The 24523-nt window shown below is 66.1% G+C and carries 23 protein-coding genes; 14 read left to right on the top strand and 9 right to left on the bottom strand.

Features of this window, described 5'->3' with window-relative positions:
• Positions 1-210 precede the first annotated feature (210 nt).
• On the bottom strand, positions 211-513 hold the full coding sequence (sciP, locus tag ACZ1II_RS11555; RefSeq protein ID WP_334185170.1) for a CtrA inhibitor SciP: 303 nt from the start codon (positions 511-513) through the stop codon (positions 211-213).
• A gap of 267 nt (positions 514-780) precedes the next feature.
• On the bottom strand, positions 781-1683 hold the full coding sequence (locus ACZ1II_RS11560; protein ID WP_465146553.1) for a 50S ribosomal protein L11 methyltransferase: 903 nt from the start codon (positions 1681-1683) through the stop codon (positions 781-783).
• A 368-nt stretch (positions 1684-2051) separates the two neighbouring features.
• Between ACZ1II_RS11560 and sdhC the strand changes: the two genes are divergently transcribed.
• The 6 genes from sdhC (at position 2052) to ACZ1II_RS11590 (ending at position 7728) form a co-directional block, all read left to right on the top strand.
• The gene (gene sdhC, locus ACZ1II_RS11565) at positions 2052-2447 is read left to right on the top strand and encodes a succinate dehydrogenase, cytochrome b556 subunit (RefSeq protein WP_465146554.1); all 396 of its coding nucleotides are present in this window, start codon (positions 2052-2054) and stop codon (positions 2445-2447) included.
• A 12-nt stretch (positions 2448-2459) separates the two neighbouring features.
• Positions 2460-2843 carry a succinate dehydrogenase, hydrophobic membrane anchor protein gene (gene sdhD / locus ACZ1II_RS11570; RefSeq protein ID WP_465146555.1) on the top strand — a complete coding sequence of 128 codons (384 nt, stop codon included), beginning with the start codon at positions 2460-2462 and terminating at the stop codon, positions 2841-2843.
• Entirely contained in the window at positions 2843-4651 is a 1809-nt protein-coding gene (gene sdhA, locus ACZ1II_RS11575) for a succinate dehydrogenase flavoprotein subunit (RefSeq protein ID WP_465146556.1), read from the top strand. Before sdhD ends, sdhA begins: the two co-directional genes overlap by 1 nt.
• A 355-nt stretch (positions 4652-5006) precedes the next feature.
• Positions 5007-5600 (top strand): HdeD family acid-resistance protein, encoded by a 594-nt coding sequence (locus ACZ1II_RS11580; RefSeq protein WP_465146557.1) that lies wholly within the window; start codon positions 5007-5009, stop codon positions 5598-5600.
• 53 nt (positions 5601-5653) lie between these two features.
• Complete coding sequence (locus ACZ1II_RS11585; protein ID WP_465146558.1) at positions 5654-6067, top strand: BlaI/MecI/CopY family transcriptional regulator; 414 nt, start codon at positions 5654-5656, stop codon at positions 6065-6067.
• A complete protein-coding gene (locus ACZ1II_RS11590) occupies positions 6064-7728 on the top strand; it encodes a M56 family metallopeptidase (RefSeq protein ID WP_465146559.1) in 1665 nt (554 codons plus the stop codon). Before ACZ1II_RS11585 ends, ACZ1II_RS11590 begins: the two co-directional genes overlap by 4 nt.
• A 43-nt stretch (positions 7729-7771) precedes the next feature.
• Here the strand turns inward: ACZ1II_RS11590 and ACZ1II_RS11595 are convergent, their stop codons facing one another.
• Together ACZ1II_RS11595 and ypfJ are read right to left on the bottom strand one after the other, a co-directional pair.
• Entirely contained in the window at positions 7772-8428 is a 657-nt protein-coding gene (locus tag ACZ1II_RS11595) for a hypothetical protein (protein ID WP_465146560.1), read from the bottom strand.
• A gap of 74 nt (positions 8429-8502) precedes the next feature.
• Positions 8503-9372, bottom strand: coding sequence for a KPN_02809 family neutral zinc metallopeptidase (ypfJ, locus tag ACZ1II_RS11600; protein WP_465146561.1), 870 nt, complete (start codon positions 9370-9372; stop codon positions 8503-8505).
• A 200-nt stretch (positions 9373-9572) separates the two neighbouring features.
• Between ypfJ and ACZ1II_RS11605 the strand changes: the two genes are divergently transcribed.
• The 4 genes from ACZ1II_RS11605 (at position 9573) to ACZ1II_RS11620 (ending at position 14443) form a co-directional block, all read left to right on the top strand.
• On the top strand, positions 9573-11120 hold the full coding sequence (locus ACZ1II_RS11605; protein ID WP_465146562.1) for a M28 family peptidase: 1548 nt from the start codon (positions 9573-9575) through the stop codon (positions 11118-11120).
• A 111-nt stretch (positions 11121-11231) separates the two neighbouring features.
• Positions 11232-12689: an IMP dehydrogenase gene (guaB, locus tag ACZ1II_RS11610; RefSeq protein WP_465146563.1), complete on the top strand. Its 1458-nt coding sequence runs from the start codon at positions 11232-11234 to the stop codon at positions 12687-12689.
• A gap of 25 nt (positions 12690-12714) precedes the next feature.
• Positions 12715-13887: an RsmB/NOP family class I SAM-dependent RNA methyltransferase gene (locus ACZ1II_RS11615; RefSeq protein WP_465146564.1), complete on the top strand. Its 1173-nt coding sequence runs from the start codon at positions 12715-12717 to the stop codon at positions 13885-13887.
• A 49-nt stretch (positions 13888-13936) separates the two neighbouring features.
• Positions 13937-14443 (top strand): tetratricopeptide repeat protein, encoded by a 507-nt coding sequence (locus tag ACZ1II_RS11620; RefSeq protein ID WP_465146565.1) that lies wholly within the window; start codon positions 13937-13939, stop codon positions 14441-14443.
• 115 nt (positions 14444-14558) lie between these two features.
• On the opposite strand, the gene ACZ1II_RS11625 is transcribed toward ACZ1II_RS11620, so the two are convergent.
• Entirely contained in the window at positions 14559-15041 is a 483-nt protein-coding gene (locus ACZ1II_RS11625) for an RNA pyrophosphohydrolase (protein ID WP_465146566.1), read from the bottom strand.
• Positions 15042-15323: 282 nt separating this feature from the next.
• On the opposite strand from ACZ1II_RS11625, the gene ACZ1II_RS11630 reads away from it, so the two are divergent.
• Together ACZ1II_RS11630 and ACZ1II_RS11635 are read left to right on the top strand one after the other, a co-directional pair.
• Positions 15324-17246: a 2-oxoacid:acceptor oxidoreductase subunit alpha gene (locus ACZ1II_RS11630; RefSeq protein ID WP_465146567.1), complete on the top strand. Its 1923-nt coding sequence runs from the start codon at positions 15324-15326 to the stop codon at positions 17244-17246.
• Between the two features lie 16 nt (positions 17247-17262).
• A complete protein-coding gene (locus ACZ1II_RS11635) occupies positions 17263-18276 on the top strand; it encodes a 2-oxoacid:ferredoxin oxidoreductase subunit beta (protein ID WP_465146568.1) in 1014 nt (337 codons plus the stop codon).
• Here the strand turns inward: ACZ1II_RS11635 and ACZ1II_RS11640 are convergent.
• Positions 18269-18991 carry a phosphatase PAP2 family protein gene (locus ACZ1II_RS11640; protein WP_465146569.1) on the bottom strand — a complete coding sequence of 241 codons (723 nt, stop codon included), beginning with the start codon at positions 18989-18991 and terminating at the stop codon, positions 18269-18271. The two genes, ACZ1II_RS11635 and ACZ1II_RS11640, sit on opposite strands and share 8 nt — an antisense overlap.
• 41 nt (positions 18992-19032) lie before the next feature.
• On the opposite strand from ACZ1II_RS11640, the gene ACZ1II_RS11645 reads away from it, so the two are divergent.
• Together ACZ1II_RS11645 and ACZ1II_RS11650 are read left to right on the top strand one after the other, a co-directional pair.
• The gene (locus tag ACZ1II_RS11645) at positions 19033-20409 is read left to right on the top strand and encodes a cryptochrome/photolyase family protein (protein WP_465147286.1); all 1377 of its coding nucleotides are present in this window, start codon (positions 19033-19035) and stop codon (positions 20407-20409) included.
• A gap of 52 nt (positions 20410-20461) precedes the next feature.
• Positions 20462-21763 (top strand): class I SAM-dependent methyltransferase, encoded by a 1302-nt coding sequence (locus ACZ1II_RS11650; protein WP_465146570.1) that lies wholly within the window; start codon positions 20462-20464, stop codon positions 21761-21763.
• A gap of 2 nt (positions 21764-21765) precedes the next feature.
• On the opposite strand, the gene ACZ1II_RS11655 is transcribed toward ACZ1II_RS11650, so the two are convergent.
• The 3 genes from ACZ1II_RS11655 to purF all read right to left on the bottom strand — a co-directional run bounded on the left by ACZ1II_RS11655 (position 21766) and on the right by purF (position 24384).
• Entirely contained in the window at positions 21766-22113 is a 348-nt protein-coding gene (locus ACZ1II_RS11655) for a PilZ domain-containing protein (protein ID WP_465146571.1), read from the bottom strand.
• Positions 22114-22213: 100 nt separating this feature from the next.
• On the bottom strand, positions 22214-22939 hold the full coding sequence (locus ACZ1II_RS11660; protein WP_465146572.1) for an SDR family NAD(P)-dependent oxidoreductase: 726 nt from the start codon (positions 22937-22939) through the stop codon (positions 22214-22216).
• A complete protein-coding gene (purF, locus tag ACZ1II_RS11665; RefSeq protein WP_465146573.1) occupies positions 22936-24384 on the bottom strand; it encodes an amidophosphoribosyltransferase in 1449 nt (482 codons plus the stop codon). The genes ACZ1II_RS11660 and purF overlap by 4 nt, the downstream gene beginning before the upstream one ends.
• Positions 24385-24523 lie beyond the last annotated feature (139 nt).

A 24523-nucleotide genomic window follows, 5' to 3' on the forward strand; every position in this document is an offset into this window, starting at 1 on the left:
CTCCCATGCCTCCACGCTCCGATGTCCCAACCCCGTCATCCCCGCGTAGGCGGGGATCCCGCTTCTCTTGCGCCAAAACGAGAGGTTGGAAAAGAAAGCGGGGCCCCCGCCTGCGCGGGGGCGACGAAGAGTGTGTCGGGGGCAGGGGCTGAAGAAACGAGAAGGGCCGCCGGTGCGATACCGGCGGCCCTTGTTGTTCTCGGCGACCTGTCAGGCGCGGCGCGATTGCCGCTCGTGCAGGTGCCGATAATGTTGAACCCGGGTGGCGCGCAGTCCTGCCATGCCCTCGCGCTCGACGGCGCGTTGCCAGGATGCCAGTTCCTCAAGCGTGAGGTCGTAGCGGTCGCAAGCCTCGGCAATCGTCAGCAGGCCGCCGTTCACTGCCGCCACGACTTCCGCCTTGCGGCGGACGACCCAGCGAGAAGTGCCGCGCGGCGGCAGGCTGCTCTTGTCGAGAGCTTCACCCAGGGGTCCGACGACCTGCCGCGGCCGGTCGAGATCAGATTGAAGCATGTTGGCCTCTTGAGCTGTTGTTACCAGCCCCCCTTGGCCTTAATTCTTGGTGGAAACCCTTAATTCGAAGTTAATTCGATGGGTTAACGGCTAGCCCCGTGGTCCCGCTTAGTCCTATGAATTAAAACGATAAAGGCTCGGAGAAATTCCTGCCGATACTTATGCGCCGCGTTTATAAGTCTTAACGTGCATAGGCTGCGCCGAATGGAGTAGAGCGCTGTGCGCGGATGCGAAACCGGCTGGTCCCGCATCCGTCACCACCTGCGCTTATCTCCGGCGCGCCCGCATCCACAGGATCGACCAGTCGCCGTTCACCAGCCTCGCCGCAAGGCGCAGACCGGCGCGGCGGCAGGCGCGGCGGACGGCCTCTTCCTGCGTTTCCAGCAGACCCGCCAGGACCAGGCTACCGCCCGGCGCCAGCGAACGCGCGAAGTCCGGCGCCAGCGAGACCAGTGGCCCGGCGAGAATATTCGCCATGATGAGGTCGTAAGGCCCGCGCGCCGCGATCAGCGGGTGGTCCATGCCGTCGGCCACGGTCATGACCAGTTCGCCGCCGCGCGGCCCCATCTTCACCCCGTTGGCGGCGGCATTGTCTTCCACCACGCCGACGCAGACCTGGTCGATGTCGCTGGCGGTCGCGAGCGCGCGCGGCCAGAGCGCCATCGCCGCGAAGGCGAGCAGGCCGGTGCCGGTGCCGATATCGGCATGGTTGCGGAAGATCAGCCCCTGCGCCTTCATGTGGGTGAGCATGGCGAGGCATCCGGCGGTCGTCGCGTGCTGGCCGGTGCCGAAGGCCTGGCTGGCGGGGATCGCGAAATCGATGACGCCGGGTTCGTCGCTGGCCGGGTGATCCGGGGTGTGGACATAGAAGCGACCGGCGCGGATCGGTTCCAGCCCCTGCTGGCTCGTCACCAGCCAGTCGGTTTCCGGCAGTTCCTCGACGATGAATTCGGGCACGTCGCCGGGGAAGAGCGCGGCGATGGCCTGCTTCTCCACCTCGCCCGGCTCGTCCGCGAACCAGGCTTCGAGCTGCCAGTCGTCCGGTTTGTCCTCGGCGATCTCGCTGCCGGACAGGACGATGCCTTCATCCCAGTCGAAGGCATCTTCATGGGCGACGAGGGCGGCCTCGATAGTGGCGCGCGGGGCGAAGGCGGTGATTTTCCAACTCACGAACGGATCTCCTGCGCTTCGAACCCGGCCTTTTCGCAAGGAAGGGGCGGGCGAAGCGGACATGGGCATCGGCCGTCTGTCAGCGACCGGAAAGGGATACGACCGAAAACCGCGCGATTCGCGCACGGCTTTCGCGGACGATATGTTTTGTCGGCGCTTTAATTCCACTGCGCCGCTCTGACCAGTGGCCAGCCCAGAGAAGGGTATCGCGATGAACCGGCGGTTGACCGATCGCCGGGGACGCTTGTGCGGGATGCATCTGCGATGTGCTTCGCGGAACTTGCGCCAAGCCGTGATTTGTCTAAGGGGACTTTCGACAGGGGCAGCCTCGAGGCTGCTACATAAGGCAAAAGGGATTCGAAAGAGCCATGGCCAAAGACGGCACCAGGAACCGTCCGCTTTCGCCCCATCTCCAGATCTGGCGTTGGGGCCCTCACATGTTCGTCTCGATTCTGCACCGCGTGACGGGCGATGGCATGGCATTCGCCGGCCTCGCCCTGCTGCTGTGGTGGCTCGGGGCGCTTGCTGGCGGACCCGAAGCTTACGCACTGCTCACCAAGTGCATGACCTCGATTCCCGGCTACGTGGTGCTCGTCGGCATCTCCTGGGCGTTCTTCACCCACATGATGAGCGGCCTTCGCCACTTCGTGCTCGATGTCGGCGCGGGCTTCGAACTCAAGACGAACAAGACCTGGTCGATCGTCTGCCCGATCCTGGGCGTGCTCGCCACCGTCGCCTTCTGGGCGATCCTGCTGCTTCGCTGAGGAACGGGAAACATGGGTAACGGAACTTCCATCGGCCGCGTGCGCGGCCTCGGCTCGGCAAAGACCGGCGTTCACCACTGGCTGCTCCAGCGCTTCACCGCGATCGGCAACCTGCTTTCGGTCCTGTTCCTGGCCGTCTCGATCTTGCTTCTGCCCGATCTGAGCTATGCCACCGTGGTCGAATGGATTGCCCGCCCGGTTCCGGCCGTGGTGATGATCCTGCTCGTCGTCACGACGTTTTGGCACGCGCGCATCGGCCTCCAGGTCCTGGTTGAGGACTATGTCCACGATCACGCCAACAAGTTCGCCTGCATTGCCGCGCTGAACCTTGCCGCCTGCAGCGGCATCGCCTTCGGCGCCTTCTGCGTCATTCGTCTCGCGCTGGGAGCTCATTGATGTCCGCGCCTGCTTACAAAATCATCGACCACGTCTATGACACCGTCGTCGTCGGCGCCGGTGGCTCGGGTCTGCGCGCCACCATGGGCTCGGCCGAAGCCGGCCTGAAGACCGCGTGCATCACCAAGGTCTTCCCCACCCGCTCGCATACCGTCGCGGCGCAGGGCGGCATCGCCGCCTCGCTCTGCAACAACACGCCGGACCACTGGACCTGGCACATGTACGACACCGTCAAGGGGTCGGACTGGCTGGGCGACCAGGACGCCATCGAATACATGGTGCGCGAAGCCCCGGCTGCGGTCTACGAGCTGGAGCACGCGGGCGTGCCCTTCAGCCGCAATGCCGACGGCACGATCTACCAGCGCCCGTTCGGCGGCCACATGCAGAACATGGGCGAAGGCCCGCCGGTGCAGCGCACTTGCGCCGCCGCGGACCGTACCGGCCACGCCATGCTGCACGCGCTCTACCAGCAGTCGCTGAAGTACGACGCGGACTTCTTCATCGAATACTTCGCCATCGACCTCATCATGGACGGCGGCAAGTGCGTCGGCGTGATCGCGCTCTGCATGGATGACGGTTCGATCCACCGCTTCCGCTCGCAGGCCGTCGTTCTGGCGACCGGCGGCTATGGCCGCAGCTACTTCACTGCCACTTCGGCCCATACCTGCACCGGCGACGGCGGCGGCATGGTGCTGCGCGCGGGCCTGCCGCTGCAGGACATGGAATTCGTGCAGTTCCACCCGACCGGCATCTACGGCGCGGGCGTGCTCATCACCGAAGGCGCACGCGGCGAGGGCGGCTACCTCACCAACTCCGAGGGTGAGCGCTTCATGGAGCGTTACGCGCCTTCCGCGAAGGACCTCGCCTCGCGCGACGTCGTCTCGCGCTCGATGGCGATGGAAATCCGCGAAGGTCGCGGCGTCGGCCCGCACAAGGACCACATTTACCTGCACCTCGATCACATCGATCCCAAGGTGCTGGCCGAGCGTCTGCCGGGCATCACCGAAAGCGGCAAGATCTTCGCGGGCGTGGACCTTACTCGCCAGCCGCTGCCGGTCGTCCCGACCGTCCACTACAACATGGGCGGCATCCCCTGTAACTACCACGGCGAAGTCGTCACCATCGGCCCGGATGGCAATCCGGACACCGTGGTGCCGGGCCTCTTCGCAGTCGGCGAGGCAGCCTGCGTCTCGGTCCACGGCGCCAACCGCCTGGGTTCGAACTCGCTGATCGACCTCGTGGTCTTCGGCCGCGCCACCGGCCACCGTCTCAAGGAAATCGTCAAGGCCGGTGCCAACCAGCCCGAGCTTCCCAAGGACTCGGCTGACCTGGCGCTCACCCGCCTCGACCACTTCCGCAATGCGAGCGGCGGTTCGTCGACGGCGGAAGTCCGCACCGAGATGCAGCGCACGATGTCGGGCCACGCAGCAGTGTTCCGCACCGACGAACTGATGGTCGAAGGCAAGGAAAAGCTCGCCGCGACCTATCAGCGCATGAACGACATCAAGGTCACCGACCGTGGCCTGATCTGGAACTCGGACCTGGTGGAAACGCTGGAGCTCGACAACCTGATCTCGCAGGCCTCGGTCACGCTGCACGGCGCCCAGGCGCGCAAGGAAAGCCGCGGCGCCCACGCGCACGAGGACTTCCCGAACCGCGACGACGCGAACTGGATGAAGCACACCGTGGGCTGGTTCGACGGCTGGGGCGGCAAGGGCGGCGAAATCCGCCTCGATTACCGCCCGGTCCACGAATATACGCTCACCGACGACGTACAGTACATCAAGCCCAAGGCCCGCGTGTACTGATCCGATTTGCCGGATAGAGTTCGAAAAGGCGGCGTACCGGAAGGTGCGCCGCCTTTTTTATTGCGGTTTTTCATTCGAGCACGTGAAGTGAAAGGGCGAAGTCCTGGGGGATGATCCCCCAGACCCTCGGAATGTCTACCTTGCGCCCAGCCTATCCGTAGTGCGCTCCCTGCGGCGCAGTCATTATGTCTTCCGGCGCCGCCATGGGCGCGGGACGGATAGGGCAGGGCGTGATTTCGACAGTGACGGGGTGCAGGGGCGATGGTCCCGGCTTTTGGATGCACTTTCATTCGCAACCTGATGGCATTTCGTGCATTTTCCAGCACGGACATCTGGCCGCGCAGGAGGCAGGCGCATGAATCCCACGGATATGGACCCGCTACTCGAACCCCGCATCGAGAACGACCCGCTGGTGCAATCGCTGGTCCAGGCTTCCGGCAAGGCCTGGGGCTGGGTTCTGGCCTACGGCATCCTTCTGCTGCTCATCGCGCTGGTGGTGATCGCCAATCCGCTGGTGGCCGGTGTCGCGACCGGGCTGCTGATCGGCGTCGTCCTGGTGATCTACGGCATTGCCGCCATCGCCGCAGGGTTGACTTCGCTGTCGCAGCGGGCGCGCTGGGTGGAAGTGCTGCTGGGGCTGCTTGCGCTCGTCGCGGGAATCTTCGCGATCCTCAATCCGGTGGCCGGGGCGCTCTCGCTGGTCTGGGCGATCGGGGCCTGGCTGACCGTCTCGGGCGGCTTCCAGATCGCCTTCGCGCTCAAGGCGCGCCATGACCGGGGTTGGCGCCTGTTTCTCGGCGTTCTCGATGTCGTGCTCGGCCTGATTCTGTTGTTCTCCAATCCGGCGACGGGACTGGCTTTCCTGGCCGTCATCATCATGATCAGCCTGGTGGTGCGCGGCGTATTCCTGATCCTGCTGGCCAATACCCTGCGTAAGTTGAGTCAGTGACCCATTCATTTGGCATTCATGTTTACAGACGTAGTCGATTACGTATGTAAACGATGGAGGCCAAGGTGCCCGAGTCTACTCAAGTCCAATCCGGCGACCAGCCCGAGCGTATCTCGGATGCCGAACATGCGGTGATGGAGGTGCTCTGGCAGCGCAGCCCGCTCACCGCCGCCGAAGTCTGCGAACAGGTCTGCGAACCGCGCGGCTGGAGCCTTGCCACCGTCAAGACCCTGCTATCGCGCCTTGTGACCAAGCAGGCGCTTGCCACTGAGCCGGACGGCAAACGCTTCCTCTACTCCCCCCGCGTCGCCCGCGAGGCCTATGTTGGCAGCGAAAGCCGCCGCCTCGTCGACCGCCTGTTCGGCGGCCGGGCCGCGCCGCTCTTCGCGCATCTTGCGGAATCCGACGCACTGACCGAAGATGACATCGCCGAGATCGAAGCCCTCCTGAAGGAGCTGAAGTCATGATCGAATGGCTTACCGATACGCTCGTGATGACCGGCGTGCTGATGGCGCTGGTGCTGCTGGTTCGCCGCCCGGTGTCGCGCTGGTTTGGTCCGGGCGCCGCCTATGCGCTCTGGGCCTTGCCGGTCCTGCGACTGGTGCTGCCGCCACTGGCCCTGCCGAAGGGGCTGTTCGCCCGGCCGCAGATCGCCGTGGAGCCGATCACCGCGACCGCTCAAGCGGTACTGCCCTCCGCCGCGTCGCCGTCGGTCGTGGATACCGTGGTCACGGCGGCCCCTGCCTCCGCCGTCCCGGCACAGGCCGCGGTTCCGGTCGAACCGGGCCTGCTCACTCAAGTTCCTTGGTTCTCGGTGCTGATCGCCGTCTGGCTGCTCGGCGCGGCGATCTTTCTCTTCCAGCGCCTGCGCAACTACCGGCTGATGCGTGCGGAACTGATGGCCGATGCGCGGCTCGTGGCCCATTCGGGCGATATCCGTATCGTCGAGACATCGGCTGCTGCCTCGCCGCTGGCGTTCGGCGTGCGCGACCGGGTAGTGGCCTTGCCGCAGGGCTTTCTCGCGACAGTCGACTCGGAAAGCTCGGACTTCGCGATCGCTCATGAACTGGAGCATCATGCGGGCAATGATCTGCTGGCGCTGATCGTTCTCCAACCGCTTTTCGCGCTTCACTGGTTCAACCCGATCGGCTGGGCCGCCTGGCGGGCTTTGCGCGCCGATCAGGAAGCCGCTTGCGACGCGCGTGTCATGACCGGCTGCACCCGCGAGACGCGTGCCCGCTACGGCCGCGTGATCGCCTCTTTCGCCGCCGGAAGCCGCCTGACGCTCGCCGCTCCGATCGCCGGCGCTTTGGCGGGGGAAAAGCCGATCATCCAGCGCCTCAAGGCGCTCGCGATGCTGGATGTTTCGCCCGCAAGGCGGGTGATGGCACGCAGCCTGTTCGCTTTCGCCGTCGTTGCGGTGCCTTGTACGGCAACGGTCACTTATGCGGCCATTGAGGAACCGGACGTGCCGGAAGCACCGGCAGCCCCGCAAGCGGCAGCCGCTCCCGTCGCTCCGATGGCACCGGCCGCGCCGTCGCTTTCGGGCTGGCAGGATGCGCCGGAGGCACCTGAAGCACCCGAGGCACCAGAACCGGCCCATGCGGTCGTCGCTCCCGAAGCGCCTTGGGCACCGACACCGCCACCGCCGCCTGCGCGCGTGAGCGAAGTGGACGTGCCGCCTGCGCCCCCGGCTCCCCCCGTGCCGCCCGTCGATCTGTCGCGGACCCGTGCGATTGCAGATCGCGCAGCCGCGCGCGCTATGGCTGAAGCCAGGCGCAACATGCCGCAAGTGGAACAATCGACTTCTTCGAACGGCAAGATCCAGACGATCCGTATCGTCCGCAAGGACGGCGAGGGCGGGTCGAAGATCCAGCAGACGATCACGATCGACAGCACTTGCCCGGCGGATCGTTTAGGCGGCAACCGAGGTTCCGCTTCGAGCACTTACGTCTGCACCGGTGTCCCCCGCGAGGCGATGAACGCAGCGGCTCGGGCGATTGCCTCGGTCAAGGCGACTGTTGCGGCCAATCACGGGCTGGATGCGATGATCCGTAACCAGATCCTTGCGGAACTCGACAAGGAATTGGCGGACGCCCGGGCGGAAATGCAGGGCGAAACGAACTGACGATGGCCGGACTTGCCCGCTGGGGCAGTCCGGCCTTCAGCCTTTAGGGAATCTTCTGAACGACGGGCTGCGAGGTGTAGGCGACGCCGTCCGATCCGGTGCTGCGCTCGGCCTTCGATGACTTCTGTTCGGCCTTGGCGTCGCTCTTTTTCGCGTTTTTCGCATCCTCCTCGTGCTGCTGAAGCGCCTTGGCCTGGATGATCGCAGGCGTTGCAGGTGAGGCGGGATAGGCGCAGCCGCGCTGGGCGCCGACGCCCTTGAGGAAACCGCGCCGGGCGACGCCCGCTTGGATTGCTGCCAGAACTGCGCGCTCCTGTGCATTGGCGCCGGAAATCTCGCGGATCAGGCCCCGGAACGGGATGAACGAGCCGACCACCCACTTCGCGACTTTGCCGGTGCTGACCCGGTCGCGCGCTTCCTGCGGCAGGTCGAGATCGTCGCCGAGGATGCCGTCCAGTTCTTTCACCGCCGCGCCGAGCTGGCGGCATGAACGCAGGGACGTGAGATCGTAGGGCTTCTTGGTGGCGGCGATCAGGACCGGCGGAATTTCGGTCTTGTCGAGATTGAGGTCCGTCACCGGCGTTTTGGCCACGTCCACGGCATCTGGTTCGTTATCGGTGATCGGCTTGTCCTGCCGCGCCTCGACGGTGGTCGCAGTCAGCGTTCCGGCCATGGCCGCAAAAATCAAGAAGTGGCGCATCGTTTCCTCCATTGCCCCCTTGGGCGGCACAGTCGCACCCACGGGGAAGGAGGGAAGCGCCGCCTCTGAACGAGTTACTGCTGGTTGAACGTGTCGCAGGCGTCCTCGTTCCCTGTTTCGAGACCGCGTCGCAGCCATGCCATGCGCTGGGCGCTGGAGCCGTGGGTGAAGCTCTCCGGGCTGACGCGCTGACCGGCGTTCTTCATCAGGGTATCGTCGCCGATGGCGCTGGCGGCGGTCAGGCCTTCCTCCATGTCGCCCGGTTCGATGCGGTCCTTGTTGCGGGCCGCCCAGACCCCGGCGTAGCAGTCCGCCTGAAGCTCCATGCTTACCTGAAGCGCATTCGCCTGTTGCGGGTTCTGTCGCTGGGCGCGGCGGACCTGGCCGTCCAGCCCGAGCAGGTGCTGGATATGATGCCCGTACTCGTGCGCGACGACGTAATAGCGTGCGAAATCGCCCCTGGCACCGAGCTTGCGGTCCATCTCGTCGTAGAAGCTGGTGTCGATGTAGATGCCCTGGTCGGCGGGGCAGTAGAAGGGCCCCATCGCACTTTGCGCGGCGCCGCAGCCGGACTGGTCGGAGCCGTTGTAGAAATGCAGGGTCGGCTGCTCGAAGGCGATGTTCGCTTTCTGGAACAGCGGCTGCCAGGTCGTGTTGAGCGAGGACAGCGCGTTGCACGACTCCAGCGCATAAGCGTTCTGGCGGCAGGTGGATGAAGTATCCTGCGGCTGGCCGGGAGGCTGGGCAGGCGCAGGCGCCTGCTGTTGCTGGACGTTCTCCAGCGTGCCGAGCATCTGTCCAGGATCGACCCCGAAGACGAGCGCGCCGATCAGCACGATCACCAGCGACCCGCAGCCCAGCTTGCCGCCCGAGCCACCGGGAAAACTGCGCCCGCCGCCCTGGCTGACGCGGATGTTGTCGGGATTGAAATCGTCGAGCCGCATCGCGTCTGATCCTTGTTCGAAAGATTGCCGGAGGCTGGCACCGGGAGACTAGCCGTAGCCCGGAGGCTTGTTCAATCGAATTTGGCGCGGCGTTGTTCCGGCTCTTCCGTGGCGTCACAGTCACAAATGCGACCGCCCGTTCGCAATTAAGCGAGAAATTGTAACAGCCCAGCGAAATCCGTCGTATAGGCTGAGGCACGATGCACAGGGGATTCACGGTAGGACTGGCACGCGCGGTCGGCGCGGTGACGCTTGGCGCGCTGCTTGTCAGCGGCAATCCCTTGTTGTCTGCGATCTCCCGCGCCGATCAGGAGCTGGCCTTACGGCTGCGCGCGCATATCCAGGTTCTGGCCAGCGACGATTTCGACGGGCGTGAGCCGGGCACGGCGGGCGAGGCGAAGACCCTGCGCTACCTGGGCAAGCAGTGGTTCGACATCGGGTTGGTTTCCGGCACCAACGACCCTGGCCACGAATGGTTCGCCCCGGTCACGCTCGTCGCGCGCGAACCCGATTCCTCGGCGGCGCGGTTCCTGCGCAAGGGCGCGCGTTCTACGGTCTCGCCCGATGGGGTGCTGGTGCTGACGTCGGGCAAGCGCAGCCTCGTGCGCAATGTGCCGATGCTTTTCCTCGGCAAGGGCCGGGGGCGGGACTATACCCGCAACGAACTGGCGGGCCGGGTCGCGGTGGTGCTCGACGGCGACACGCCGGATGGCGAGCGCCAGAACGACCTGCTGGCGCTGGGCGCTTCGGCGGTACTGACGGTGCTCGACGGGGATCGAAGTCTCGATCAGGTTGCGGCGCGCCGCAAGCGGACGGGCTACGCGCTTTCGGACGATACCCTGGGCGGCGATCTCGAAGCCTTTATCACGCGGGAGGCCATGGCCTCGTTGCTCAAGGGCACCTCGCGCACGCTCGACAGTCTCGAAACCGCGGCGGCCAAGCCCGATTTCGTGCCGCTGGTGCTCGACGTGACCGCCTCGCTTGAAGCGACCACGCGCGAGACGACGATCCGCACCCACAACCTGATCGGCAAGCTGCCGGGGCGCCGTTCGGAATCGGGCGCGGTGCTGTTCCTGGCCCATTGGGACCACTTCGGAGAATGCGGCGAGGCGCCCGCCGAGGACGTGATCTGCAACGGCGCGATCGACAATGCCAGCGGTGTCGCGGCGCTGACCGAAGTGGCGCGGCGGCTGGCGCGCGGTCCGCAGCTTGACCGCGACGTCTATTTCCTGGCGACGACCGGCGAGGAACTCGGGCTGCTGGGCGCCCATGCCTTCGCGGAAAACCCGCCGCTGCCGCCGGAACAGATCGTCGCCGCCTTCAATATCGATTCCATCGCGATCGCCCCCAGGGGCACGCCTTTCGCCATCGTCGGGCGCGGCATGACGGCGCTGGACGGCGAGATCGCCAAAGTCGCCAAGGCCGAGCGCTTCAAGCTGCGCGCGAACGACGATGCCAACGAATATCTGCGGCGGCAGGACGGTTGGGCGCTGATCCAGCACGATATTCCCGCGGTCATGGTGACGACCGCCTATGGCGATATCGACCGCATGCGCGCCTTCTTCGACGGCGATTATCACCGCCCGAGCGACGATCTGGCACATATGGCCCATCCGCTGGAACTGGGCGGGGCGGTGGACGACGTGAAGATGCTCACTGCGCTGGGCCGCTGGTTCGGCGACTTGCGGCGGGTGCCGAGCAATCCGGTCCAGCCTTCGGCACCGGCGACGGGCAGGAAGACGAAATAGGGCGCCGCCCGGCGCCGTTTCGGCCCGGTACGAAAAGGCTCTAGCCCTGACGCCCCCCTTTGATTACATGGGCCGCCACGATTCTCCCCGGTAAAGGTTATGGTGGCGCTCATGGATATCCAGCTCGGACTCACTTTCGACGACGTATTGCTTCGTCCCGCCAAGTCCGACATCGTCCCCACCCAGGCCGATACCCGCAGCCGCCTGACACGCGGCATCTCGCTCAATATTCCGGTGATCTCCTCGGCGATGGACACCGTGACCGAGGCCGACATGGCCATCGTCATGGCCCAGCTCGGCGGCATCGGCGTCCTTCACCGCAACCTCACGATCGAGGAACAGTGCGCGGCGGTCCGCGCCGTGAAGCGCTTCGAGAGCGGCATGGTCGTCAACCCGATCACGATCTCGCCCGATGCCACGCTTGGGGAAGCGCAGGCGATCATGTTGGCGAACAAGATCAGCGGCATTCCGGTCGTGGAGAATTCGGGCAAGCTGGTCGGCATCCTTACCAACCGCGACGTGCGCTTCGCCGCCAACCCGGCCCAGCCGGTGCGCGAGCTGATGACGCATGAGGACCTCGCCACCGTCAAGGTCGGCGTCGATCAGGACGAGGCGCGCCGTCTGCTGCACGCCCGCCGGATCGAGAAGCTGCTGGTGGTCGACAACGACTTCCGCTGCGTCGGCCTCATCACCGTCAAGGACATCGAGAAGGCCGTCACTTATCCGGACGCCACCAAGGACGCCGCCGGTCGCCTCCGCGTTGCCGCCGCGACCACCGTGGGCGACAAGGGCTTCGCCCGCACCGAGGCGCTGCTGGCCGCCGAGTGCGATGTCGTCGTCATCGACACCGCCCACGGCCACAACAAGGACGTGGCGCTCGCGGTCGAGCGCGTGAAGAAGCTGTCGAACTCGGCGCAGGTCATCGCCGGCAACATCGCCACCGCCGAAGCGGCGCGCGCGCTGATCGACGCCGGTGCGGACTGCGTGAAGGTGGGCATCGGACCCGGCTCGATCTGCACCACGCGCATCGTCGCCGGTGTCGGCGTGCCGCAGCTGACCGCGATCATGGATGCCGCCGAAGAGGCCGACAAGTCGGGCGTGCCGGTGATCGCCGACGGCGGTCTGCGCACTTCGGGCGACGCCGCCAAGGCGCTGGCCGCCGGTGCCTCGACCATCATGGTCGGCTCGATGCTTGCGGGCACCGAGGAAGCGCCGGGCGAAACCTTCCTCTACCAGGGCCGTGCCTACAAGTCGTACCGCGGCATGGGTTCGGTGGGCGCGATGGGCCGTGGTTCGGCCGACCGCTACTTCCAGGGCGACATCAAGGACCAGATGAAGCTGGTTCCCGAAGGCATCGAAGGCCAGGTCGCCTACAAGGGCCCGGCCAAGGACGTCATCCACCAGCTGGTCGGCGGCGTGAAGGCGGCGATGGGCTATACCGGCTCGGCCACCATCGAGGACCTGCGCAAGAACGCCCAGTTCGTCCGCATCACCAATGCCGGTCTGCGCGAGAGCCACGTTCACGACGTGACCATCACGCGCGAAGCGCCGAACTACCCGACGCGCTGATTTCCGCAGCGTCGAGGGCAGGGCAATGACGCCGGGTGCGCGCGTTCAGGCAGCGATCGAGGTTCTCGACCTCGTGATCGCGGCGGCGCGCGCGGGTGGCGCACCTGCCGACCGGCTGATCGGTGACTGGTTCCGCACCCGCCGCTTCGCGGGCAGCAAGGACCGGCGCGCGATCCGGGAACTCACTTATCGGGCGATCCGGGCCTGCGGCGAAGTGCCGGAAACGGGGCGCGCGGCCATGCTGCGCGTCGCTGCGGAAGATCCGGAACTCGCGGCGCTGTTCGACGGTAATGGCCATGCGCCCGCCACGATCGTTCCGGGCGAGCCGGTCGCCGAAGCGGGCCTTGCGCCGCGCTGGCTGGTCGAGCGCTTTGCGGCAAGCGATGTGGCCGAAGCCGATGCCATGGCACTGCTCGACCGCGCGCCGCTCGACATTCGCGTCAATACGCTGCGCGGCGGGCGTGTCGAACTCCCCGAAGGCGGCGAGCGCTCGCTGGCCGCGCATGGCTGGCGCTATCCGCCCGAAACCAGCATCGAACAGTCCGACGCCTATGTCCACGGCGCCATCGAGGTGCAGGACACCGGCTCGCAGCTGACCTGCGAGGCCGTCGTCGCCAAGCCCGGTGAGACGGTGATCGATCTCTGCGCCGGAGCCGGGGGCAAGACGCTGGCGCTGGCCGCCGCCATGGAGAACAGCGGCACGCTGGTCGCCTGCGACGTGGACCGCACGCGGCTGTCCCGACTCGCGCCGCGTGCCGAGCGGGCCGGGGCGACGGGAATCGAGACCGTTCTGCTCGATCCGAACAAGGAAGTGCAGGCGCTCCAGCGCTTTGCCGGTGCAGCCGACGCCGTGCTGGTCGATGCGCCGTGCTCGGGAACGGGCACCTGGCGCCGCAATCCCGAAGCGCGCTGGCGTCTCACCGAGGCGCAGCTCGCCCGCTATGTGACGGTGCAGGCGCGCCTGCTCGATATCGCTGCCGGTCTGGTGAAGCCGGGCGGGCGGCTGGTCTTCGTCACCTGCTCGCTGCTCGACGACGAAGGCGCGAGCCAGGCGGAAGGCTTCCTGAAGCGGAACCCCGGCTGGCAGGTGGTCATGCCGCAATTGCCCGCCGGAACCCCGCGCGGTCCCGGTCTCAGGCTCTCGCCGTGGCAGGACGGGACCGACGGCTTTTTCGTCGCGCGCTTCGAACGGCTGTGATAGCGTCCGCGTCATGATGAGGACGAAGCCCTCGGCCAAGGACATTTTGATGCGTTACACGCCTGTCGCGATTGCTCTTTCCCTTGTAGTCGCCGTTTCCTCCAGCGCGATCCTTTCCGCGCCGACCGCCGCGCTCGATCCGCGCGCGGCGACGCTGATGACCGAAGGACATGCGGCGATTGGCGCGGGCAACGTCAATGGGGCGATCGATGCTTTCGAGGCCGCGCTGACGGTCGAGCCGGGCAATGTCTCGGTGCTGCTGGCGCTGGCCGATGCCACCCGCAAGCAAGGCCTTCAGGGCAAGGCGCTGCGTTACTACCGCGTGGCCCTGATCAGCGATCCGCGCAATGTGGCGGCGCTGGCCGGTGAAGGCATGGCGCTGGCGGAAAAGGGCGCGACGGACAAGGCCAGCCGCAATCTCGCGCGGCTCCAGACGCTCTGCGGCAAAGATTGCGCCGAGACCGAGGAACTGGCTGCGGCCATCGCCAAGGTTCCGGCGACTCGCGTCATGACCGCCGAGGCTTCGGCGCCCAAGCCGGTGGTTTCCGAAAACTGAGGCCTGTGAACCGAGGTTTGTGGCTGGGCTTCGACAAGCTCAGCCTGAGCGGGGTTGGGTGTTTTTCCCTGACCCGCTCATCCTCAGCTTGTCGATTCCTGCGCTTGTCGAAGGATCAGATCAGCGCACGGAATTCTTCCAACACGGTGCGGTAGACGCGCTTCTTGAACGGCACGATCAGCTCCGGCAGCAGTTCCGGATCGACCCACTTCCAGTCGGAGAATTCCGCAGGTGTGTGGGCTTCCAGGTCGATATCGCCGTCCTTGCCTTCGAAGCGGGCGAGATACCAGGTCTGGCGCTGGCCGCGATACTTGCCCTTCCAGAGCTTGCCGATCAGTTCTTCCGGCAGGTCGTAGAGCAGCTCCTCCTTCGTGTGCGAGAGGATCGTGACATGGGCCTCGGTGGCGCCGGTCTCTTCCCAGAGTTCGCGCAGCGCTGCGGCTTTCAGGTCTTCGCCGTCGTCGACGCCGCCCTGGGGCATCTGCCACCAGTCGCCTTCCTTGGTGTCGATCCGCTTGCCGACGAAGACCTTGCCGTCGGAATTGACGAGCATGACGCCGACGCAGGGGCGGTAGGGGAGGGACGCGAAGTCTTTCATCGGTGAACGGGATTCCATGTTCGTTGGGAGAAGCGTGAGTTCGGACGATCTGAGACGATGACCGGAGCGCATGCCGGTAGAATGACCCAAGCCCGGACGCAATGCCAGCGCCATTTATGGTTCCCCGTTTGCTAACCGAAGGCAGGCGTCCGGCTGGAAGCAGGGCGCGGTTTGTCGGCTAATGCGTTTTTCCATTTTGCAGCGGCAGAGAGCGGGCCTAGTCTGCGCGAAGGGAAACAAGCTTCGTCGGCGCAAGACCGGCATTCCCTGGAGAGGACGATGATGGCGACAATCTCATCGGAATATGTGGAAGCCGTCGTCGTTCGGTTCGCGGGCGACTCGGGTGACGGCATGCAGCTTACCGGGGGGCAGTTCACGCTTTCCACCGCGCTCGCCGGGAACGATCTGGCGACGTTCCCGGACTTTCCCGCCGAGATTCGCGCGCCGCAGGGCACGTTGTTCGGAGTCTCGGCCTTCCAGATCAACTTCGGGTCCAGCGAGATCACCACGGCAGGCGATGCGCCGGACGTGCTGGTGGCGATGAACCCCGCGGCGCTCAAGACCAACATCCCGGCGCTGAAGCCGGGCGGCATGGTCATCGTCGACAGCGGCGAGTTCGGAAAGCGCAATCTCGAAAAGGCGAAATATGCCGAGAACCCGCTGGAAGACGGCAGCCTCGCCAAGTGGGATGTGCTGGCTTTCGATATTTCCGCGCTGACCCTGGAAGCGGTGAAGCCGTTCAGCCTCGGCAACAAGGAAGCGCTGCGCTGCAAGAACATGTGGACGCTGGGGCTGGCGCTCTGGATGTTCGACCGCGACCGGCAGCCGCTTGTCGACTGGCTGAAGGCCAAGTTCGCGAAGAACCCGGTGCTGGCCGAGGCCAATATCGCCGCGCTCAATGCCGGGCATGCCTATGGCGAGACGGCGGAACTGTCCGGTCCCCTGCGCAAGCAGCACATCGATCCGGTCCCCAGCGAGCCGGGGCTGTACCGCACGGTCACGGGGGCCGAGGCGATCTCGCTGGGGCTGGTCGCGGGGTGCCGGCTGGCGGGGCTGTCGATGTTCTTCGGCGGCTATCCGATCACTCCGGCCTCCGCGATCCTGCACCATCTGGTGAAAATGAAGGAATTCGGCGTCACCACCTTTCAGGCCGAGGACGAGATCGCCGCGATCTGCTCGGCGATCGGGGCAAGCTATGCCGGGCAACTCGGCGTCACCTCCTCCTCCGGCCCCGGCATCGCGCTCAAGGGCGAGGCGATGGGGCTGGCGGTGATGACCGAACTGCCGCTGGTGATCGTCAATTCGCAGCGCGGCGGTCCCTCGACCGGCCTGCCGACCAAGACCGAGCAGTCGGACCTCTATCAGGCGGTCTACGGGCGCAACGGCGATGCCCCGCTGCCGGTGATCGCCGCGCGCTCGCCCGCCGATGCCTTCGAATGTGCGATCGAGGCCTGCCGCATCGCCACGCAGTACATGACGCCCGTGATCCTGCTGACCGACGGCTATATCGGCAATGCTTCCGAGCCGTGGAAAGTCCCCGATCCCGAGACCTTCGCGCCGTTTCCTGTCCGCTTCCTGGAGGAGAAGAACGGCGGCGACCGCGTCCTGCCCTACAAGCGTGACGCGCGCGGGGTACGGCCCTGGATCAGGCCTGGCACGCCCGGCCTGATGCACCGGATCGGCGGGATCGAGAAGGCGGTGGACAGCGGCAATATCGACTATGCCCCAGACGTCCACCAGCTCCAGACCGACTCCCGCAAGGCCCGGATCGACGGCATCGCCGGGACTATTCCGCCGCAGGAAGTCTGCCTTGGCGAGGCGCAGGGCACGCTGGTGGTGGTCGGCTGGGGTTCGACTTACGGGCCAATCCATCAGGCCGTGCGCCGCGCCCGGCGCCGGAGGCTGGCGGTGAGCCATGTCCATGTCTGCCATGTCTGGCCGCTGCCCGGAAATCTCGGCGAAGTGCTCGCCGGTTTCGACCATGTGCTCGTGCCGGAAATGAACACCGGGCAGTTCAAGACGGTGCTGCGCGACCGCTTCCTGATCGATGCGGTGCCGCTGAACAAGACCAGCGGCCAGCCTTTCGCCATCGCCGAACTGGAGGAGGCCATCGGCCGCTTCTTCGACCGGATTCCCGGCAACGAAGGCGGTGAGGTCGTGGTCAACGAGACCCAGTTTCCCGCGCCCGAAATCGAGCAGCCCTGACACGGGAGTGTGCATCATGAACGACATGACCCCGATCGAGACCACGCTCAAGGACTGGGAAACCGACCAGGAAGTGCGCTGGTGCCCCGGCTGCGGCGACTATGCGATCCTGAAGGCGGTGCAGCGCACCCTGCCGATGCTCGGCGCAGACCCGAAGAACACCGTCTTCGTCTCCGGCATCGGCTGTTCGAGCCGGTTTCCCTACTATGTCGAAAGCTATGGCTTCCACTCGATCCACGGCCGCGCTCCGGCGGTGGCGACGGGGATCAAGCTGGCCAATCCGCAGCTCGATGTCTGGCTGGTGACGGGCGACGGCGACGGCATGTCGATTGGCGGCAACCACACGATGCATGTGCTGCGGCGCAATCTCGATTGCCAGATCATGCTGTTCAACAACGAGATCTACGGTCTGACCAAGGGCCAGTACTCGCCGACCAGCCGTACCGGCACGCCTTCGCCGACTTCTCCCGCCGGATCGGTCGATCGCCCGGCCAGTCCCTGTGCCTTCGCGCTGGGTTCCGGCGCGCGCTTCGTGGCGCGGGGATACGATGTGTCCAAGGACTTACCGGAGGTGCTGAAAGCGGCCTATCTCCACAAGGGCGCGGCCTTCATCGAGATTTTCCAGAATTGCATCGTCTACAACAAGGACCGCTTCGACGATTTCACCGACAAGGCCGTGGCGGCGGATCGGCAGGTCCAGTGCCGCGACGGTGAGCCGCTGCTTTTTGCCAAGGGCACCAAGGGGCTCGCGCTCGATCTGGAGACGCTGTCGCTCAAGGTGGTGGATGTCGTGGAGGGAGACTGGCAGGCGGCGGGGGTGCTGTTGCACAATGTTCGCAATCGCGCGCTGGCGCATATGCTGGTGGAGATGCCCTTCGGCCCGTTCCCGATGGCGCTCGGCGTCATTTACGACGATCCGGCGCCGACTTTCGAATCTGCCGTCATTGCCGAGCGGGAAGGGCTGATCGCGGGCAAGAGCGCGGATATCGCCAAGTTGCTCGCGCGGGGACAGACCTGGACGGTCAGTTGAGCTTGTCCGGAGCGGTCAGCTCGTCGGCGGCGTGGACCACGGTTGCGGCGGGGCGGTAGAGCAGGGCGCTGGCGAGGAAGGCCCATCCGGCGCCGCCCAGCCATCCGGCCATGACGTCGCTCGGCCAGTGGACGCCCAGCCAGACGCGGCTCCAGGCGATGGCGAGGCTCAGCAGCATGGCCGCCGCGACCAGCGTGTACCGCACCGAGGCGCGCGGGGCTAGCGCGGCGAAGGCGAGCGCGAAGGCGATGTAGGACGAGGCGGCGTTGAAGCTGTGGCCGCTGGGGAAGCTGGCCCCTCCGGCCTCAGTAAGGTGCGGGACGATCTCCGGGCGAGGGCGGCCGAACACGGCCTTGAAGGCGACGTTGACGAGGCTGGCGCTCAGCACGGTCAGTGCCAGCAGCACGCCCTCGCGGCGGCAGCGCAGCCAGAACAGCGCGACCACCGCGAAGATCGTATAGAGCTTGAGCTGCAGGAACCCGCCCATCGCGGTGAGGTCGCGGACCCATTCGAGCAGCCAGGTCGGGCCGAGTGGGCGCAAGTCGTGGGTGCGCCAGAACAGCAGGCCCAGCCGGTCGAATTGGGCGGTCTTGCCTGCGGGCATGGCCCAGGCGAATGCCGCGAAGCCGCTCCAGCAGGCGAGCGCGGCGATCAGGGCCTTGCGCGGATCGATGCGATGGCGCGGTGCGACGGGTCTTTCGGGAGACGCTGGCATTGGACTAGGGAACGAGCATGAGTGAAAAGCGTTCCGGCAGCATGAATTCCCCTGTCATCGTCTGGCTGCGGCGCGACTTGCGCCTGTCGGACCAGCCTGCCATCGCCGAGGCCGCCCGCCAAGGCCCTGTCGTTCCTGTCTATGTCCTCGACGACGAGACCCCCAAACATCGCCGCATGGGCGGGGCTTCGCGCTGGTGGTTGCACCATTCTCTGCAAAGCCTCGACGCGGCGCTGCGCGAGAAAGGCTCGCGCCTGATCCTGCGGAAGGGGCGCAGCGAGGACGTTCTGAAGGCAGTGGCGGAGGAAGTGGGCGCCCGCTCGGTCCATGCCCTCCATCACTACGAGCCGTGGTGGCGCAATGCCGAGAAGGCGGTCGGCAAACTGCTCGACCTGCAGCTTCACCACGGCAACTACTTGGCGCCGCCGGGATCGGTGCTGAACGGCTCCGGGCGGCCCTACAAGATCTACACGCCGTTCTGGCGGGCGCTGCACGAGCGCCTCCCGCCGATCCCGGCGCACCCGCGTCCGCACCGGATCGAGGCGCCTGCGGAATGGCCGAGGTCCGACGATCTGGCCGACTGGAACCTGCTCCCCAGCAAGCCCGACTGGGCGGGCGGCATGCGCGATATGTGGGAGCCGGGCGAGGAAGGCGCGAAGAAGCGCCTCCACGCTTTCGTCGACAAAGCCTCGGCCTATGAGGCGCAGCGCAACCTGCCGTCGGTCGAGGGCACTTCGTTCCTCTCGCCGCATCTGCACTTCGGCGAGATTTCTCCTTCGCAGGTCTGGCATGCGGTGGCCGATGCGGGCGGCTCGGTCGAGACTTTCCTCGGCGAGCTGGGCTGGCGCGACTATGCGCAGAACGTGATCCTGCAATTGCCGGCATATGGCTCGCGCTCCGCCAAGGAGGACTTCGCGCATCTGCACTGGCGCACGGGGCAGCAGGCCGAGTCGGACCTGAAAGCCTGGCAGCAGGGGCGCACCGGCTATCCGATCATCGATGCCGGGATGCGCCAGCTCTGGCACACCGGCTGGATGCACAACCGGGTGCGGATGATCACCGCCAGTTTCCTGATCAAGCACCTGCTGATCGACTGGCGCGAGGGCGAGCAGTGGTTCTGGGACACGCTGGTCGATGCCGACTACGGCTCCAATGCGGTGAACTGGCAGTGGAGCGCAGGCTCGGGCGTGGATGCGCAGATGTTCGTGCGGATCATGGCGCCGCTCACTCAGTCGGAGAAGTTCGATGCGGCGACCTATATTCGCGAATGGGTGCCCGAACTCGCCGATGTGAGCGATGCCGAGATCCACGATCCCTCGCCGGGGCACCGGCCGCGTGGCTACCCCGCCCGACTGGTCGAACACCGCGCCGGAAGGGAGCGGGCATTGGCCGCCTGGGCTAAGACCAAGGTCAAATGAGCTGTCCGCCTAAGCGATTGCCCGAGGACGATTTACGGATAATATTCGGGGCATGAACGCAGAGGCGCCAGGCAGGGGAGAGGAGCTGGTCGAAGGCGGCCGCTCCATCGGCGTCGGCCCGCAGTGGCTGGCGAAGTTCTGGTCCGGCGGGGTGTCGCGGGTGCTCGATCGCATCGATGCGGGGCTGGACCGCGGCTCCATCGAGACCATTCTGCCCGATGGCGAAACCCGGCTGCTCGGCGGACGCGCGCCCGGTTTCGCGGCCACCGTGCATATCCGCAGCTGGCGGGCGCTGCTGCGGCTGGCAACGGCGGGTTCGGTCGGCTGGTATCAGGCCTGGGAAGCGGGCGAGTGGGATAGCCCGGACCCGGTGCCGATTTTCGCCCTGTTCATGGAAAACGCCGTGAGCCTCGGCAATGTCGGCCGCGCGCAAGGCCCGTGGCGGGCCATCGCGCGGTTCCTGCACTGGCTGCACCGCAATACGCGCTCGGGTTCCTTGCGGAACATCCACGCCCATTACGACCTCGGCAACGATTTCTACGAGCAGTGGCTGGGCGAGACGATGCTCTATTCCAGCGGCATCTTCCCGCGCCCAGACGGCGGCCCCAATGCGCTCAGCCAGTTCGTGACCGAACTCGACGTGGCCCAGTCCAACAAGATAGGCGCCATCGCCCACCGGCTCGCCCTGCCGGAAGCGGGGCGGGTGCTGGAGATCGGCTGCGGCTGGGGCACGCTCTCGGCGTTCCTGGCCGAGACCGAAGGCGCGCGGGTCGATGCCATCAGCCTTTCCGACGAACAGCTCGCTTATGCCCGCCACCGCTGGAACGGGCGGGTGGAAGGGGCAGGGGGACGCGTCGATTTCCTCAAGCAGGACTACCGCGATGTCAGCGGCGCTTACGACGCAATTGCCTCGGTGGAGATGGTGGAAGCGGTCGGGCGCCGGTTCTGGCCCGATTTCCTCGACTGCGTGGCCCGCAATCTCAAGTCCGGCGGCCGGGCGGCTATCCAGTACATCGCCATGCGGAGCGAGATATTCGAGGCCTATGCCCGCAGCGCGGACTTCATCCAGACCTTCATCTTCCCCGGCGGCCTGCTGATCCACGAGCCGGAATTCCGCCGTCTGGCCGAGGAGCGGGGCCTCTCGTGGGAAGACCGGCACGGGTTCGGTCAGGACTATGCGCGCACGCTCCACGCATGGCGGCGCAATTTCGACGCGGCGGTCAAGGACGGGCGGCTGCCCGCTGGGTTCGACGAGCGCTTCGTGCGCCTATGGCGCTTCTATCTGATGTACTGCGAGGGCGGCTTCAGGGGCGGCGGGATCGACGTTGCTCAGGTCACGCTGGTGAAGGCCTAAGCTCAGGCCTTCCGGTCGCGCACTGCGCGGCGCCATTGCTCGAGCACATTGTCGAGGATGATCGGGTTCAGCAATTGCTCGAAGGCGCAGCCGACCAGGCCGTCTTCCCACCAGACCACGCGGGCGGGCAGGGCTTCCATGCCGGGCAGGGTCAGCCAGCAGTAAGTGCCCGGATGGATGCGGCTGATCGCCGTGGCCGAGAAGCCGGAAAGTGAGAGATCGCGCACCGCCGTCTGGAATCCCTTGGTTCCGGAGGCCCGGAAACCGGCGGGAATCGAGATGCGCTGGCGAACCGCGCTGCGGTCTTCCTGCGCGGCGAGTTCGTAGATATCGCGCGGGGCTTTCGTCATCATTGTCCCGAGACCCCCATTCCTGAAGCGTGTCATGAAAGGGGCGACAGATGCCCCGACCATGGCAGGAAATCAGGAATGGGTTACCACAGGGTTAAAATCAGGAGCCGACGGTTTCGCGGTGGCGGGTTTCGAACGGCTCGCCCAGCAGGGCGACCAGACGCTCGGCCACGACTTCCGGCGGCTTGACCGAGGCCGGGGCCTCGCCCGGATAGGCGCGAGCGCGCATGGCGGTGCGGGTGGCGCCGGGATTGACCACGGCGACGCGCACTTTCGCGGTGTTGCGGGTTTCCTCGGCATAGCAGTCGAGCAGCATGTCGCTGGCGGCCTTGGTGGCGGCATAGGCCCCCCAGAACGCGCGGGGCTTTTCCGCGACGCTGGTGCTGAGGCCGATCACGCGGGCATCGTCGCTTTTGCGCAGGAGACCGTCGAAGTTGGCGATCAAGGCCTGCGTCGCGAGAACGTTGGTGGTGAGCGCCTTGTTGAAGGCGCGCTGGTCGATATCGGCCACGCTCGTCAGTTCGGGCAGGACTGCCGCGTTGACGACGAGAATGTCCAGCTTGCCCCAGCGCTGCGAGACGGCGGTGGCAAGGCGGGCGATGCCGTCCGGCTCGACCAGATCGACCGGCGCGATCGTCGCCGAGCCGCCCGACTGGTAGATCCGGTCCTCGATCGCTTCGAGCGCCTTGGTGTCGCGCCCGGTCAGCAGCACATGCGCCCCGGCTTCCGCAAGGGCGACGGCCGTGGCCGCGCCGATGCCCCGGCTGGAGCCGGTTACGAGCGCGACCTGACCTTCGAACGGCTTCCCGCCTGCATTATCGCTCACGCCGCGTTACGCTCCCCGGCGAAACGGTCGGTGAAGTCGGTCAGCTTGGTGGGGTATTCGCCCGAGAAGCAGGCATCGCAGAACTGCGGGCGCTTCTTGTTGCGCTTTTCCTCGCCGACCGCGCGGTAGAGACCGTCGATCGAGACGAAGGCGAGGCTGTCGGCCTTGATGAAGTCCGCCATGGCGGCGATGTCCATGTTGGCGGCCAGCAGCTTCGAGCGCTCAGGGGTGTCGACGCCGTAGAAGCACGAATGCTCGGTCGGCGGGCTGGCAATGCGCATGTGCACTTCGGCGGCGCCCGCGTCGCGCATCATCTCGACGATCTTCATCGAGGTGGTGCCGCGCACGATCGAATCGTCGATCAGGATGATGCGCTTGCCTTCGACGATGGCGCGGTTGGCGTTGTGCTTGCGCTTCACGTCAGCATGGCGGGCCGCGTCACCCGGCTGGATGAAAGTGCGGCCGACATAGTGCGAGCGGATGATGCCCAGTTCGAAGGGAATGCCCGACTGCTGGGCATAGCCGATGGCGGCAGGGACGCCGCTGTCCGGAACCGGGATCACCACGTCGGCGAGGGCCGGCGCTTCCTTGGCCAGTTCCATGCCGATCTGCTTGCGCACGCCGTAGACCGAAAGGCCGTCCATCACCGAGTCGGGACGGCTGAAGTAGACGTGCTCGAAGATGCAGGGGCGCGGGGCCGGATTGCCGAAGGGGCGGTGGCTGGAGATCGTGCCCTTGTGGTCGACCTGGACCAGTTCGCCCGGCTCGATCGAGCGGATGAACTCGGCGCCGATCACGTCGAAGGCCACGGTTTCCGAGGCGAAGACGGTGGCATCGCCGATGCGGCCCATGACCAGCGGGCGGATGCCCAGCGGATCGCGGCAGGCGATCATGCCTTCCGGGGTCATGCAGATCAGCGAATAGGCGCCTTCCACCATGCGCAGCGCATCGACGAAGCGATCGAGCAGCGTGGGATAACGGCTGGTGGCGACGAGGTGGATGATCACCTCGGTGTCGGAAGTCGACTGGAAGATCGACCCCTTCGACACGAGATCGCGCTTCAGCGTCATTGCGTTGGAAATGTTGCCGTTGTGGGCAATCGCGAAACCGCCCGCGGCCAGATCGGCGAAGAGCGGCTGCACATTGCGCAGGCCCGATCCGCCGGTCGTCGCATAGCGGACGTGACCCGAGGCCATGGTACCCGGCAGGGTGTCCAGCTCACGCTGGGAGAACACCTGCGCCACATGGCCGAGGCCGCGATGGGAGTGGAACTCCTCGCCGCTGAAGCTGGTGATGCCCACGGCCTCCTGGCCGCGATGCTGAAGGGAATGAAGCCCGGCCGCAGCGATGTTCGCTGCGTCCTTGGAGCCGATTACGCCGAAAACGCCGCACTCTTCGCGCAGCTTGTCCCCATCGGCGTCTCGAAAGGGATGTGTCATGTTCATGGATGTCGTCCGGGCTGCCGTCGCGCCAAATCGCCCGCGCATTTGGAGCGAGTTGGCTTCAAATGCAAGGCCCAGCAGCGAAACGCCCGAGACTCGGCGCGGGAGGTGGCCTTGCGCGGCTTCGATGACGGCCTGATGA

The organism is Novosphingobium sp. BL-S-20 (assembly GCF_055521635.1).

Excerpts from the sequence above, each read along its gene's own strand:
- ACZ1II_RS11580 (WP_465146557.1), top strand. The coding sequence starts at position 5,007 with ATGAATCCCACGGATATGGACCCGCTACTCGAACCCCGCATCGAGAAC.
- ACZ1II_RS11595 (WP_465146560.1), bottom strand. The coding sequence starts at position 8,428 with ATGCGCCACTTCTTGATTTTTGCGGCCATGGCCGGAACGCTGACTGCG.
- sciP (WP_334185170.1), bottom strand. The coding sequence starts at position 513 with ATGCTTCAATCTGATCTCGACCGGCCGCGGCAGGTCGTCGGACCCCTG.
- ACZ1II_RS11590 (WP_465146559.1), top strand. The coding sequence starts at position 6,064 with ATGATCGAATGGCTTACCGATACGCTCGTGATGACCGGCGTGCTGATG.
- sdhC (WP_465146554.1), top strand. The coding sequence starts at position 2,052 with ATGGCCAAAGACGGCACCAGGAACCGTCCGCTTTCGCCCCATCTCCAG.
- ACZ1II_RS11585 (WP_465146558.1), top strand. The coding sequence starts at position 5,654 with ATGGAGGCCAAGGTGCCCGAGTCTACTCAAGTCCAATCCGGCGACCAG.
- ACZ1II_RS11605 (WP_465146562.1), top strand. The coding sequence starts at position 9,573 with ATGCACAGGGGATTCACGGTAGGACTGGCACGCGCGGTCGGCGCGGTG.
- ACZ1II_RS11625 (WP_465146566.1), bottom strand. The coding sequence starts at position 15,041 with ATGAAAGACTTCGCGTCCCTCCCCTACCGCCCCTGCGTCGGCGTCATG.
- purF (WP_465146573.1), bottom strand. The coding sequence starts at position 24,384 with ATGAACATGACACATCCCTTTCGAGACGCCGATGGGGACAAGCTGCGC.
- ACZ1II_RS11645 (WP_465147286.1), top strand. The coding sequence starts at position 19,033 with ATGAATTCCCCTGTCATCGTCTGGCTGCGGCGCGACTTGCGCCTGTCG.
- sdhD (WP_465146555.1), top strand. The coding sequence starts at position 2,460 with ATGGGTAACGGAACTTCCATCGGCCGCGTGCGCGGCCTCGGCTCGGCA.
- ACZ1II_RS11615 (WP_465146564.1), top strand. The coding sequence starts at position 12,715 with ATGACGCCGGGTGCGCGCGTTCAGGCAGCGATCGAGGTTCTCGACCTC.
- ACZ1II_RS11620 (WP_465146565.1), top strand. The coding sequence starts at position 13,937 with ATGCGTTACACGCCTGTCGCGATTGCTCTTTCCCTTGTAGTCGCCGTT.
- sdhA (WP_465146556.1), top strand. The coding sequence starts at position 2,843 with ATGTCCGCGCCTGCTTACAAAATCATCGACCACGTCTATGACACCGTC.
- ypfJ (WP_465146561.1), bottom strand. The coding sequence starts at position 9,372 with ATGCGGCTCGACGATTTCAATCCCGACAACATCCGCGTCAGCCAGGGC.
- ACZ1II_RS11655 (WP_465146571.1), bottom strand. The coding sequence starts at position 22,113 with ATGACGAAAGCCCCGCGCGATATCTACGAACTCGCCGCGCAGGAAGAC.
- guaB (WP_465146563.1), top strand. The coding sequence starts at position 11,232 with ATGGATATCCAGCTCGGACTCACTTTCGACGACGTATTGCTTCGTCCC.
- ACZ1II_RS11650 (WP_465146570.1), top strand. The coding sequence starts at position 20,462 with ATGAACGCAGAGGCGCCAGGCAGGGGAGAGGAGCTGGTCGAAGGCGGC.
- ACZ1II_RS11630 (WP_465146567.1), top strand. The coding sequence starts at position 15,324 with ATGGCGACAATCTCATCGGAATATGTGGAAGCCGTCGTCGTTCGGTTC.
- ACZ1II_RS11635 (WP_465146568.1), top strand. The coding sequence starts at position 17,263 with ATGAACGACATGACCCCGATCGAGACCACGCTCAAGGACTGGGAAACC.
- ACZ1II_RS11640 (WP_465146569.1), bottom strand. The coding sequence starts at position 18,991 with ATGCCAGCGTCTCCCGAAAGACCCGTCGCACCGCGCCATCGCATCGAT.